This is a genomic window from Xylocopilactobacillus apicola (assembly GCF_033095985.1).
Lineage (GTDB): Bacteria > Bacillota > Bacilli > Lactobacillales > Lactobacillaceae > Xylocopilactobacillus > Xylocopilactobacillus apicola.
The window spans coordinates 819,271-831,851 of record NZ_AP026802.1 but is presented as its reverse complement, the minus strand read 5'-3'; the positions used below and the strand labels follow the sequence as shown (position 1 = coordinate 831,851).

Sequence of the window (12,581 nt, the reverse complement as noted above, 5' to 3'; positions counted from 1 at the left end):
GGATCCTATTTATTGTAAAAATCACGAATAAATTTAACGACCTGTGACAATTCAATTTCATGTACTTCTCCAGTTCGTCTTTCTTTAATTTCAACAATACCTTCTTGGGCTTTTTTGCCAACAACAACTCTTAGCGGGAAACCAAACAAATCAGATTCAGCAAACTTGACTCCTGCTCGCGCGTCACGATCATCTAAAAGTACTGAATGACCAGAATTTGTAATTTCTTCCTCTAGTTTCTCTGCGGTTTTAACTATTGTTTCATCTTGATTGTTAATTTCAATAACATGAACATCATAAGGTGTAACTGTCTTTGGCCAGATAATTCCATTTTCATCATTGTTTTGTTCAACAATTGCTGCTATCAGACGGCTAACTCCAATGCCGTAGCTACCCATAATAATTGGCTGCTCTTTGCCATCTTGATCAAGAAAAGTTGCACCCAAGCCTTCGGAGTAAAAAGTCCCTAGCTTAAAGATATGACCAATTTCAATACTTTGCTCAATATGATATGGTTGCTTGGTTTTTGGCTCTAAGTCACCTTCATTGATATTGATTAAATCAAATTGTTCATCAACTGTGAAATCACGATCATAATTAACGTTTTGGTAATGATATCCGTCCTCATTGGCTCCAACATAGAAATTATGAAGATGAGTGACACTGGGATCCATTACTACTTTTACTTGTTCGCTAATTCCTATTGGCCCGATACTACCAATCTGAACGCCTAATAAATTTTGCACTTCTTCATGAGTTGCTAACCGAAGTTCTTTTGCTGCCAAACCATTCGATAGTTTCATCTCGTTAATTTCGTGGTCTCCTGGTGCAACAACCAATACCGGTTTATCATCAGCATAATATAAAATACTTTTAACGATTTTCGCTAAGTCGGTCTTAAAAAACTCACCAACTTCAACAACTGTTTTTGCATTTGGGGTAGCTACTTTTGTCAACTCGCCCGGTTCTTCAAAAACCTCATTTACTTGAAAAGTTGGGATTCCTTGCGCAACTTCCATATTAGCACCGCTGCGCTCTTCACCAACGTATGCCACATCATCTTCACCAATATCCGCAACTGCTTGAAATTCTGTCGACTCTTGTCCACCCATCGCTCCGTTATCTGCAACAACACTAATATAGTCCAAGCCAGAACGATCAAAAATCCGACGAAAAGCTTGATTAAACTGCTCATACGAGTAATCCAGGTCGGCCTGACTTCCGCCAAATGAATACCCATCTAACATGATGAACTCTTTATTGCGCAATAAACCAAAACGTGGTCTTAGCTCGTCACGAAACTTTGTCTGAATTTGGTAAAGGGTTTTTGGAAAATCTTTATAAGAATTCCAAGTGCTTTTGACAACATCAATGTACGACTCTTCGTGAGTCGGGCCTAAGATTAATTCTCGCTCAGATCGATCCTGTAATTTAAAAAGCTCAGGTCCGTAATTTTTGTAGCGGCCAGATCTCTTCCAAAGCGACGCTGGTAAAATCACGGGCATCAGCGTTTCAGGACAAGAAATATTCTCCATCTCTTCTTCCATGATAGTTTGGATCTTCTGGAGAACTCGATACGCGAGTGGCAGATACATAAATACTCCACCCATTTCCTGGCGTATAAACCCTCCACGTAGGAGTAATTGATGACTGACTGCCTCAGTATCACTAGGAACTTCTTTAGTTGTTGGGATAAAAACCAAACTTTGTTTCATATTTTTCTCCTTTTAAAAATTGCTTCAATAAATCGTGTTTAATCCTTTAAAATAGCTTCATTATATCATGAATCGTCACTACCACAATTAACATCAACAAAAATGCAGCTCCGATTAAAGTTACAATTACTTCATGCTCTTGTTTGATCGGTTTTCTACGAATTGCTTCCAACAAATTAAGGATAATTTTTCCGCCGTCTAAGCCAGGAATAGGTAAAAGGTTAGCAATCGCTAAACTAATCGATAACGATGCACATAAGGAAACTAAAACACCAACCCCACTATTAGCTGCTTGAGCCGAAATACTATAAATTCCAACAGGTCCTGCGATCTTATCCAAAGAAAATCCGCCGGTAAAAAAGGATCCCAAAGTCTGAAAAATCGCGACCGTGTTTTCGTAAGTGGCGCTAAAACCATAAAGCAATTCCGATCTGACGTCTTTTTTGTACCAGACCGAAATACCAATGTAGTAACGACCTTTCCCTTCAGATTTACTGTATTGCGGTTTAACCTTGAACGTCTGAAGTTTTCCATCTCGCTGAACTTTAAGAGTTACTGTTTTTCCATTTTGATGCCTGTCGAGAACACTTTTAACCTCGTTGTAATCACGGGTTTGCTCTCCATCAACGGCAACAATTTGATCACCAGTTTTTAAGCCTGCCTTTGAAGCGGGCATCGATTGATCAAAGACTGTAACTTTATTTGTCGACAGATCTTGAACTCCGCCCATTAGAAAAGCAGAGAGAGAGAAAGCTATGATAGCCAGCAAAATATTATTAAATGGCCCCGCAAAATTAACAATTAATTTTTTCCACCAAACAGCAGAATTATACTGAACGTCTCTTGGGGCAATTCTTAAAGAGGTCCCGTCATTTTCAATAATTGATGCATCGTGGTCAACCTGAAAAATTCTAGTAACCATCTGATCAGCTTCGTTGTCAAACACATCGCCTTCAATTTCTAATTGATCAGTTAAATCACTTTTGCGCACTGTAAAAGGCAGACCAGTAACGTTTTGCTCACTACGAGTATCGATAGTCTCCACCATCTTATTTTCATTAAGCGTTAATGCCACTTGCTGACCCGCTTCCAGCTCAGATTCTTCGACTCCTGCAAGTCTGACATAGCCACCTAAAGGTAAAATTCTAATGGTAAAAGTCGTTCCATTATCTGCATGATGTTGAAAAATTTTTGGCCCCATTCCAATTGCAAATTCACGAACTAAGATTCCTGATTTCTTTGCAAAAAAATAATGCCCGAATTCATGGATTACGACTAAAATTGTAAACAAAATTAAAAAAACAATGATTCCTCTCATCTAGCCTCCTTAAAAGAATCCTAATAAATGTAGACAAGGAAAAACGAAAAGAAAACTATCAAAGCGATCCAAAATTCCGCCATGCCCTGGTAATATTTTTCCTGAATCTTTAACATTGTAATGTCTTTTGAGAGATGATTCAGCTAAATCACCAATCTGACCAATTATCGAAAGCGCAATCGTAGCAATTATCAAAATCCCAAGATTTTTTTGAAGCGGTACAAAAGCATTATAAATTAATACCACAATCACTGCTGCAATCGTACCGCCAACTGAACCCTCCCAAGTTTTATGAGGACTAACCACTGGATCAAGCGGATGCTTGCCAAATTTCCGACCAACTAAATACGCAAAAATATCTGTAGTCCAAACGAGTAATAAGGCATAAAACAAGTAAGGTAACCCTTTATCGCGCGCCGCTGTCAAATAGAAAAAACCATGTCCCACGTAAAAAGTACATATTGCAATAACTCCAGCGTCTTCAATATTAAAAGTCTGGTTATAAAAGACTGTTGCTACTAATAAAATCAGAATGAAAGCATAGAAAAGCCCGTTTTTATTCAGCCAAAGTCCTTTAAAAAAAGTGTCAGGAAGAGTTAAAGCCACTCCCATCAGCATTGCTAAAATTGCAATTGGGTGAATCACCATCATTTTCTTCATAATAAAGATTTCGGAAACCCCAACAAATGCTAAAACTGCACTCGCAATCTCAATGTAAATCCCACCAAGCCAAAGGATTGGAATAAAAATTGCGAGCGCAACCACTGCAGTAATAATTCTTGTTTTCAATATTTCATCTTTCTTTTATAAAGCGCCAAAACGCCGATTTCTTTGTTCGTAAACTTTAGTTGCTTTTAACAAATCATTGGCCGAAAAATCTGGCCAATAAGTATCTGTAAAATAAAGTTCTGAGTAAGCTAATTGCCACAATAAGAAATTAGAAATTCTCTGTTCCCCAGAAGTCCTGATCAGAAGATCAACATCATCTAGATCGCCTAATTTTGTTAAGAGATGCTTTTCAAAATAATTTTCATCAATATCCTCTGGTTCAACTAATCCATTCTTAACTTGTCGGGCGATTTGCTGAGCAGCATTAACAAGCTCTGCCTTCCCACCATAATTAAAAGCAAAATTAAGAATTAGGCCAGTATTATTCTTGGTTTCTTCTACTGCCTGGTGAAGAACTTTTAAAGTAGCGGAGGGAATTTGATCAGTAAAACCTGTAATTTTTACTTTAACATTGCGTTCGATCAACTCAGGAACATATTTATTGAAAAATAGTACTGGCAATTTCATCAGAAAACTAACTTCATCTGATGGACGATTCCAATTTTCAGTTGAAAAAGAATAAAGGGTCAAAACCTTTATCCCTAAGTCATTCGCCTCAATTGTAATTCGGCGCACATTTTCCATTCCTTCTTTGTGACCTGCAATCCGTGGTAAATGACGTTTTTTGGCCCAACGTCCGTTACCATCCATAATTATTGCAACGTGAGCAGGAATGTTAGTTTGCTCAATTTTGTTCATCAATTAAATTGTCGTAATTTCTTTTTCTTTATTAGCAGCAATTTCATCAATTTTTTTGATATATTCATCATGCTGTTTTTGAACTTCATTTTCTTTTTGATGCATTACATCCTCACTGATATCCCCATTTTTCTTTTCTTTTTTTAGGGCATCAATTGCATCGCGTCTAGCATTACGCACCGCTACTTTCGATTCTTCAGCATATTTCTTTACTTCTTTAACTAAATCTTTACGCGATTCGCCAGTCAATTGAGGAATCACAAGTCTGATCATCGAATTATCGATAGTTGGATTAATACCAAGATCTGACATATTAATTGCTGCTTCAATTCCTTTAAGCGCCGTTTTATCAAATGGTGTAATCTGAATTAACCGGGCTTCCGGGGTAGAAACTGATGCTATTTGTCCTAGCGGAGTTGGAGTTCCATAATAATCAACCATAATATCATTTACTAAACTTGCATTCGCACGTCCTGCTCGGATCCGGCCCAACTCAAGTTCTAAATTTTCAGATGTTTTTTTCATCTGAGTTTTCATTTTGCTAATAATTTCGTCATTCATCATTTATCTCCTTCAATTAAAGTTCCAATACTTTCACCACGAACGATGCGGGTAATGTTTTCAGGATCGTTAAGATCAAACACGATTAGTGGAATATTATTTTCTAGTGCAAGCGAACTCGCCGTTTTATCCATCACTTTCAATCCCTTTTGAATAATATCCATATGCGTAATTTGTTCATATTTGACAGCATCTGGATTTATATTAGGATCATCTGAATAAACTCCGTCTACCCCGTTTTTACCCATCAAAATGACATCGGCATTGATTTCTAATGCACGAAGTGCTGAAGTAGTATCCGTTGAAAAGTAAGGATTGCCAGTTCCACCCGCAAAAATTACAACTCGCCCTTTTTCTAAGTGGCGAATTGCTTTACGTCTGATATATTGTTCTGCAACTTGACGCATTTCAATCGAAGTTTGAACGCGAGTCGCAACGTTAACTTTCTCTAGTGCATCCTGGAGAGCTAGAGCATTCATAATCGTCCCAAGCATTCCAATATAGTCAGCCTGCGGGCGTTCCATTCCTAATTGTTCCCCAGCTTCACCACGCCATAAATTTCCGCCCCCAACAACAACTGCAATTTGAGTCCCGGTTTCATGAACATCTGCAATTTTTTTGGCAACGTCTGAAATGACTAAAGGTTTGATTCCCTTTCCAGTTTCACCACCTAAGGCTTCACCACTGATTTTTAAAAGAATTCTTTGATATTTAACTTTATTCAAGGTTCACTCCTTAACTTATTTCCATAAAGTAATATAGCACAGATAGTCTTAAACTCTCTATTTTCTATAGATAATATTAACTTTTATTTGCATTTAGCTAGAAAAAAAGTCTGTAAATAGCTAGACAATTCTAGTTGTTACAGACTTTTTAGGAAAGTAGAAAACTATTTGATTTGATCCATTACTTCTTTAACGAAGTCATCATTTTTCTTTTCGATTCCTTCACCGACTTCATAACGAACAAAATTCTTGATTTTACTATTTTTTGAACTAACATATTCAGAAACCTTCATTGAAGAATCTTTAACAAACTCTTGATCCTCTAAAGTGATCTCTGCCAACTTCTTGTTAACTCGTCCAGCAACAATCTTTTCAATAATGTTTTCTGGTTTACCCTCATTACGAGTTTCTGTTGTTGCAATATCGGTTTCGTTATCAACTATTTCCTTTGGAATTTGATCACGTGAAACATATAAAGGATGGATAGCTGCAACGTGCATTGCAAGATCTTTAGCTACGGATTCATCATTGCCAGCTACCGTAACTAAAACTGCAATTTGCCCGCCATTATGCAAATAAGTTCCAAAGACTTCATCATCAGTTTTCTCAACAATCACAAAACGACGTAATGTGATTTTTTCTCCAATAATTGCCGTCGCATTTGTAATATCATCTTGGACAGTCCCGCCATTTAACGGTAATGCTAATGCCGAATCCAAATCTTTTGGCTTATGATCCGCAATAACTTCAAGAATATCAGCAACAAGCTGTTTAAATTTGTCATTGGAAGCAACAAAATCAGTTTCAGCATTTACTTCAACTACAACTGCTGTGTTACCTTTAACCAAAACATTAGCTAAACCTTCAGCTGCAATTCTGCCACTCTTTTTAGCAGCTTTGATCACACCTTTTTCTCTAAGCTCTTTAATTGCAGCTTCAAGATCTCCATCAGTTGCAACCAAGGCCTTTTTTGCATCCATCATTCCAGCACCAGTTTTATCACGCAACTCTTTAACTTGTGCCGCTGTAATATTTGCCATCAAAATCTCCTTTTCTGGTTATTTATCGTTATCACCTTCGACAACTTCAACGATTTCTTCCATATCTTGCTTAGTGTCGCCGCCTTCAGAATTCTCTTTAACTGTGATTTCTTCAGCTACTTCACCCTGATCTTCACCTTCACGACCTTCAATAATTGCATCAGCCATTTTTGAAGTAACCAAGCGAATTGCTCTAATCGCATCATCGTTTGATGGAATAATTACGTCAATGTTATCAGGATCAGCGTTCGTATCGACCATTCCAACAATTGGAATATTTAATTTATTAGCTTCCTGAACAGCGATATGTTCTTTATGAGTGTCAACAACGTAAACGACATCAGGTAATCGATCCATATCCTTAATTCCACCCAAGAATTTTTCTAATTTATCGTGTTGTTTTTGTAATTTAACAACTTCTTTTTTAGGTAAGCGTTCAAAGGTGCCATCTTCAGCCATCTTCTCTAAATCTTTTAATCTCTTAATCCGTTTCTGGATTGTTTCCCAGTTAGTTAACAAACCACCTAACCAACGGTGATTAATATAAAATACGCCTGCTTTTTTTGCTTCTTCTTCAATTGCGTCTGAAGCCTGTTTTTTAGTTCCAACAAAAAGAAATTGCGAACCACTAGCAGCAGCATCGCGTACAAAATTATACGCATCGTTAACCATTTTTACGGTTTTTTGGAGATCAATAATATAAATATCATTGCGAGCTGTAAAAATATACGGCTTCATCTTCGGGTTCCATTTTCTTGTTTGATGTCCGAAATGAACACCTGCTTCAAGAAGTTGTTTCATTGTAATTTCTGCCATTTTTTCCTCCGGTTTTTTCAAACAATTACTTTTAACTCTGTCAATTAACTGACTAACAGCACCGATGACAAATCAGTAATTGCGGCATTTGGCGTTAAGCCAATCAATATAATACCTGATTGGAGCAATGTTTTCAAGGTAAAAGATTTATTTTGTGCTGGTTTTTGGTAAAATATGGCTATGATTAAATATCCGACAGGCCAAGGAAGCAAGAAAAATTTAAAAGAAGAGAGCTCGACTAACTTCGGACGTCGCGGGATGTCGCTCGAAAAAATGATCAATTTGAGTAACAAGCATTACTTAAATTTAGGGATTGCTGTTGTCCATAAGAAGCCAACGCCAATTCAAATCGTGAAAGTTGATTATCCTAATAGAAGTCACGCGAGAATTACGGAAGCTTTTTTTCGTCAGCCCTCAACAACTGATTATAATGGAGTTTACAAAGGATATTATTTGGATTTCGAAGCAAAAGAGACGACCCGTGCCACTTATCTTCCCCTTGATAACTTCCATGAACATCAAATTCACCATATGGAACAATGCCTTAAACAAAAAGGAATCTGCTTTGTTATTGTTTCATTTGTTAAATTGAATCGTTTCTTTATGTTAAATGCTTCACAAGTCATTAAATATTGGAATTTACAAACAAAAAATGGTCGTAAATCAATTCCGGTCGAAATTTTTGAAACACACGGCTATGAATTTAAACCTTCATCATTACCTTTAATTCCCTATATTGATTATGTCGACGCAATTATTGCGAAGGAGTCAAAATAAAATGCCAGAACACTATCATCGTCCTTTTAAAACTCGCAAAAAAGAAACAATCATTAAAAAAGTTATCATTTGGGGGTTCATTGCCTTCATTATTGTTTGTGCAACCGGTGCTTCATTATTTGCCTTTTACGCATTCGGTTCGCCCAAATTAACCCGCGCAAAATTAGAAAGTGTTAAATCAAGTATTGTATATGACAGTGCTGACAAACCGGTCTACACTGCAGGAGTTGAAGACCGAACTTATGTTCCGATCTCCAAAGTCTCAAAAACTTACCTTAACGCGCTGGTTAGTGTTGAAGACCGCCACTTTTACCAAAATAACTTGGGCATCGATCCTTTAAGAATTGTCGTGGCTGGTTTTCGAAATGTGACCGGTGGCGGTGCATCAGGTGCTTCAACATTAACTCAACAGCTTATCAAACTTTCATTTTATTCAACAGATGCTAAAGACCGCACCATCCGGCGTAAGGCGCAAGAAGCCTGGCTTGCAATGCAGCTGGAACAAAATTACACCAAAGATCAGATCTTAGAATTCTATGTTAATAAAGTTTACTTAGGTAATAGTGTCTACGGCGTCGAAACAGCTTCCCGCTATTATTTTGGTAAAAATAATCGTGATTTAACCCTTGATCAAGCAGCTAGTCTTGCAGGTCTTTCTAATCTTCCCTCCAATCAAGAGCCTTACCTTCACCCCCAAGCTTTCATGAACAGGCGCAATGTTGTATTGAAAGCCATGCTAAACAACGAGAAAATTACGCAAAATGAGTATCAAAATGCGATCAATACCGATACTTTAAAGTCTTTAGTAGCTAAAGCTGATAACGATCAAAAAAGAAGTATTAATATGGCGATTGATCCATATATTAAGGAAACGCTCGATGAGGTCAAAAAACTTGGCTATGATCCCTTTGCTGACGGTCTCAAAATTTACACTAATCTCAATTCAAATCTGCAATCTAAGGCGTATGAGTTAGTTAATGACGATCCATCTGTTCGTTTTCCTGACGATCAGATGCAAGTTGGTTTAACGATTATCGATCCTACTAACGGGCACGTTCTAGCGCAAATTGGCGGGCGCAAGCAACAAAAGATTCAATTTGGGATCAATCGAGCAGTTCAAACTAGTCGCAGTGTTGGTTCAACTATTAAACCGCTCCTTGACTACGCCCCAGCAATTGAATATTTAAAATACTCAACTTTCCAACAGATGAGTGATCAACCGTTTAACTACCCCGGAACTGATACAGCGGTTCACAATTGGGATAACGAATATATGGGTTCAATTTCTCTAAGAGTAGCCTTAGCATCCTCACGAAATATCCCAGCAGTAAAAACTCTTCAAGCCGTCGGGATTAAACAGGCGACTGATTTTGTCAAAAATTTGGGCTTAAAAATTCCCGCCAAAGATCAAGTTTATTCAGAGGCAATTGGTGGTTCATTTTCTTCTTTACAAATGGCTGGCGCCTACAGTGCTTTAGCTAACAACGGAATTTATCACGAACCCACCTATGTCACCAAAATTGTTTTACCCGATGGCCGAGTTCGCCAATTCAGCGGTAAAGAAAATAAGGCAATGTTCCCTGCCACTGCCTATATGATTACAGATGTGCTTAAAGATTCATTTAAATATGGTAACGGCGAGTACGGAGTAACTCCTAATATTTATGATGCAGCTAAGACTGGATCTACTAATTATGACGAAAGTGAAACAACTAAAAACCCCGCATTGGCTGGCAGCGGGATTGCTAAAGATAATTGGTTTGACGGGTATTCAAAAGACTATAGTATTTCAATTTGGACCGGATACGACGATCCGATAAAAGGTGGTTTGAACTACGAGCAGCAAGCAATTGCTGGTGCCATTTACCAAAAGCTAATGAACTTTCTCTATGAGAACAAAGCCTCGCAGGACTGGAAAAAGCCAAGTAATGTCGAAAACGTTCGAGTCTTAAAGGGAATTTATCCGCCAGTTGCTGTAAGTTCGGGCGGGGTTAGTGAACTGTTTCTCAGTGGTACTCAACCTAAAGCTCCAATCGGCTCAATTACCAATGGTAAAGAACAAAATAAAAAATCAAAAAATGACCAGCAGAGTGAATCCACTAGTAGCGAAACGAGTTCAAGTTCGAGTTCTCAAATTTCACAAAATAGCGAATCTGAAAGCAGTAGCTCAATGCAAAGCAGTGAGCAAAGTAATAGTTCAAGCTCGCAAAATACAGTAAACTCACAGAGCAGTAACTCTCAAAGCAGCAATTATAGTTCATCAGATTGATAGTTATTTGATCTTGAGGCGATTTTTACCGTATTTACAGAGTGTTAAAAGCTCGCAGTTTAAACATTTTGGTGAACGGGCCGTACAAAAATAACGACCAAAAAGAATTAGCCGATGATGCGTGACAATCCAATCTTTTTTGGGTGTCAACTCCATCAGCTTTTTTTGTACCTCTTCAACTGATGCATTATCTCCAACCACGTCCCAGCGTTTTGCCAACCGGGCAACATGGGTATCAACAGCAAGTGCTGGTACGTGATAATAATCACCCATCACAACACTCGCAGTCTTTTCCCCCACTCCAGGAAGTTTTAATAAATCCTCTTTTTCTGTGGGGAGCTCATCATGATATTGTTCGTGGATAATTTGAGCTAGCTTGATAATATTTTTGCTTTTATTCCGGTAAAGTCCAATTGAGTTAATTAAAGATTCAACTTCTAAAAGATTTGCCTGGCCCAGCTGCTCGGGCGTAGCGAAGTGCTTAAACAGTTCCGGGGTGACTTTATTAACTTGTTTATCAGTAGTCTGGGCGCTCAAAACCACCGCCACAAGCAATTCAAACCCATTGTGGTAAACAAGCTCAGTTTGAGCTGTCGGATAAAATTCAGCTAACACAGTCAAAATTTTGCGGTATTTGTCTTTTGAAATCATAGTAAGTCGTTGTTCAACTTCGAATTTTCGTAATCTCGAGCTGTTTTAATATTTCTTTTTCTCCAGGTGACCAAAATTCGATCGATATATTTAAAATTATAAACTTGCGCCAACACTGCTTCTTTTAAAGCTACTTCAACTAAATCTGCATTAAAATGATCGACTTCCAACCAGCCAGAAACTTTTTCAATTTCAATTGGCGAAAGCGGCCGACCAAACTCGACTTCAAATTTTTGAATTAATTGTTCAAGCTCATCAGAATTATTTTGATCAACCTCGATCAAATCACCTTCTTCAACGTCAATTTGATAAATGTGATCAAGGTCATAATAAGAAGAAGCTTTTCCGTCAATATCCCTAGTTTCAATCGTCAAAATTCTTTTACGTTCTAAACTACTGATTAAATTAAAAACCTCACTTTCAGAAACATGCAAATTCTTACTTAAGGTTTTCATATTAGGAAACAAGTTATTTTGATTGGCATAGCTGACCAAATTTAAGTATAAAATCAACTCTTGATCAGTTAATCCAAACTCTTGATAGTGTTGAATCAAGTAATTATTAACAGCTGAAAAGCCGCTAATTAAGTATTTAAGTGAACCTTTTGCTCTACTCATTATGGTGTTGACCGTCTTCTTGTAACATTTTTTACCTAAACATCCAAAACTTTTTGCAATACCTTACCGTTCTTAAAGGACAAGGTGTAATAATTTAACTGATGGCGATTGTCGAAAAAACTGACCTCCCAAACGACATTTTTGCGATAAATTCCAAGTCGAGTATTTTGAATTTCTTTAACCTTGTCAGAAGATCTAAGAACAATTTTTTTAGCTTCATCTTCAGAAATTCCATCCTTACGGTCCACGATTAAAATTTCACCGTTAGAAGTATTCACTATTGCATACTGTTCTTGATCTTTGTTATTTTTGCCCAAAGCTGAAAAGTAAGAAGCGTCGTGATTGTACCAATAATACTTGGAGAAATCTCTCAGATCAGTCTTTTTCTTAATTACGCTAAGCGCATCATTTTTTACACGCATAAAGGGCGTGTTTGCAATCAAGATCGTAGCAGCGACAACTGCCACCACAATTACAATCAAGCTAAATATTATTGGAAAACGTTTAGATTTTTTTTTCACTTCATCCCGTCCTTAAAACTTTTAACATTCTAGCACAATCTCTC

13 protein-coding genes are annotated in these 12,581 nt (G+C 37.5%); 2 read left to right on the top strand and 11 right to left on the bottom strand.

What is annotated here, in order from left to right:
* Positions 1 to 5: 5 nt before the first annotated feature.
* The 8 genes from R8495_RS04180 to rpsB form a co-directional block, all read right to left on the bottom strand.
* Entirely contained in the window at positions 6 to 1,715 is a 1,710-nt protein-coding gene (locus R8495_RS04180; protein WP_317636298.1) for a proline--tRNA ligase, read from the bottom strand.
* 46 nt (positions 1,716 to 1,761) lie between these two features.
* Positions 1,762 to 3,033, bottom strand: coding sequence for an RIP metalloprotease RseP (gene rseP, locus R8495_RS04175; RefSeq protein WP_317636297.1), 1,272 nt, complete (start codon positions 3,031 to 3,033; stop codon positions 1,762 to 1,764).
* Between the two features lie 9 nt (positions 3,034 to 3,042).
* Positions 3,043 to 3,822 (bottom strand): phosphatidate cytidylyltransferase, encoded by a 780-nt coding sequence (locus tag R8495_RS04170; protein ID WP_317636296.1) that lies wholly within the window; start codon positions 3,820 to 3,822, stop codon positions 3,043 to 3,045.
* A 15-nt stretch (positions 3,823 to 3,837) separates the two neighbouring features.
* Positions 3,838 to 4,560 carry an undecaprenyl pyrophosphate synthase gene (uppS, locus tag R8495_RS04165; RefSeq protein ID WP_317636295.1) on the bottom strand — a complete coding sequence of 241 codons (723 nt, stop codon included), beginning with the start codon at positions 4,558 to 4,560 and terminating at the stop codon, positions 3,838 to 3,840.
* A 3-nt stretch (positions 4,561 to 4,563) separates the two neighbouring features.
* Positions 4,564 to 5,121 carry a ribosome recycling factor gene (gene frr, locus R8495_RS04160; protein WP_317636584.1) on the bottom strand — a complete coding sequence of 186 codons (558 nt, stop codon included), beginning with the start codon at positions 5,119 to 5,121 and terminating at the stop codon, positions 4,564 to 4,566.
* Positions 5,121 to 5,846 (bottom strand): UMP kinase, encoded by a 726-nt coding sequence (gene pyrH, locus R8495_RS04155; protein WP_317636294.1) that lies wholly within the window; start codon positions 5,844 to 5,846, stop codon positions 5,121 to 5,123. The genes frr and pyrH overlap by 1 nt, the downstream gene beginning before the upstream one ends.
* Positions 5,847 to 6,010: 164 nt before the next feature.
* Positions 6,011 to 6,886: a translation elongation factor Ts gene (gene tsf, locus R8495_RS04150; RefSeq protein WP_317636293.1), complete on the bottom strand. Its 876-nt coding sequence runs from the start codon at positions 6,884 to 6,886 to the stop codon at positions 6,011 to 6,013.
* An 18-nt stretch (positions 6,887 to 6,904) separates the two neighbouring features.
* On the bottom strand, positions 6,905 to 7,702 hold the full coding sequence (gene rpsB / locus R8495_RS04145; RefSeq protein WP_317636292.1) for a 30S ribosomal protein S2: 798 nt from the start codon (positions 7,700 to 7,702) through the stop codon (positions 6,905 to 6,907).
* Positions 7,703 to 7,876: 174 nt separating this feature from the next.
* Between rpsB and recU the strand changes: the two genes are divergently transcribed.
* Together recU and R8495_RS04135 are read left to right on the top strand one after the other, a co-directional pair.
* Positions 7,877 to 8,479 carry a Holliday junction resolvase RecU gene (gene recU / locus R8495_RS04140; RefSeq protein WP_317636291.1) on the top strand — a complete coding sequence of 201 codons (603 nt, stop codon included), beginning with the start codon at positions 7,877 to 7,879 and terminating at the stop codon, positions 8,477 to 8,479.
* A 1-nt stretch (position 8,480) separates the two neighbouring features.
* A complete protein-coding gene (locus R8495_RS04135; RefSeq protein WP_317636290.1) occupies positions 8,481 to 10,748 on the top strand; it encodes a transglycosylase domain-containing protein in 2,268 nt (755 codons plus the stop codon).
* A gap of 3 nt (positions 10,749 to 10,751) precedes the next feature.
* Here the strand turns inward: R8495_RS04135 and nth are convergent, their stop codons facing one another.
* The 3 genes from nth to R8495_RS04120 are packed head-to-tail and all read right to left on the bottom strand — an operon-like array spanning position 10,752 to position 12,537.
* Positions 10,752 to 11,399, bottom strand: a complete 648-nt coding sequence (gene nth, locus R8495_RS04130) for an endonuclease III (protein WP_317636289.1) — start codon at positions 11,397 to 11,399, stop codon at positions 10,752 to 10,754.
* Positions 11,396 to 12,016 carry a DnaD domain protein gene (locus tag R8495_RS04125; protein ID WP_317636288.1) on the bottom strand — a complete coding sequence of 207 codons (621 nt, stop codon included), beginning with the start codon at positions 12,014 to 12,016 and terminating at the stop codon, positions 11,396 to 11,398. The genes nth and R8495_RS04125 overlap by 4 nt, the downstream gene beginning before the upstream one ends.
* Before the next feature lie 35 nt (positions 12,017 to 12,051).
* The gene (locus R8495_RS04120) at positions 12,052 to 12,537 is read right to left on the bottom strand and encodes a cell wall elongation regulator TseB-like domain-containing protein (protein ID WP_317636287.1); all 486 of its coding nucleotides are present in this window, start codon (positions 12,535 to 12,537) and stop codon (positions 12,052 to 12,054) included.
* Positions 12,538 to 12,581: the final 44 nt, after the last annotated feature.

What these genes read in the sequence shown, in the direction of transcription:
- nth (WP_317636289.1), bottom strand. Translation starts at nt 11,399, where the DNA reads ATGATTTCAAAAGACAAATACCGCAAAATTTTGACTGTGTTAGCTGAA.
- tsf (WP_317636293.1), bottom strand. Translation starts at nt 6,886, where the DNA reads ATGGCAAATATTACAGCGGCACAAGTTAAAGAGTTGCGTGATAAAACT.
- R8495_RS04180 (WP_317636298.1), bottom strand. Translation starts at nt 1,715, where the DNA reads ATGAAACAAAGTTTGGTTTTTATCCCAACAACTAAAGAAGTTCCTAGT.
- rseP (WP_317636297.1), bottom strand. Translation starts at nt 3,033, where the DNA reads ATGAGAGGAATCATTGTTTTTTTAATTTTGTTTACAATTTTAGTCGTA.
- R8495_RS04135 (WP_317636290.1), top strand. Translation starts at nt 8,481, where the DNA reads ATGCCAGAACACTATCATCGTCCTTTTAAAACTCGCAAAAAAGAAACA.
- uppS (WP_317636295.1), bottom strand. Translation starts at nt 4,560, where the DNA reads ATGAACAAAATTGAGCAAACTAACATTCCTGCTCACGTTGCAATAATT.
- recU (WP_317636291.1), top strand. Translation starts at nt 7,877, where the DNA reads ATGGCTATGATTAAATATCCGACAGGCCAAGGAAGCAAGAAAAATTTA.
- frr (WP_317636584.1), bottom strand. Translation starts at nt 5,121, where the DNA reads ATGAATGACGAAATTATTAGCAAAATGAAAACTCAGATGAAAAAAACA.
- rpsB (WP_317636292.1), bottom strand. Translation starts at nt 7,702, where the DNA reads ATGGCAGAAATTACAATGAAACAACTTCTTGAAGCAGGTGTTCATTTC.
- R8495_RS04125 (WP_317636288.1), bottom strand. Translation starts at nt 12,016, where the DNA reads ATGAGTAGAGCAAAAGGTTCACTTAAATACTTAATTAGCGGCTTTTCA.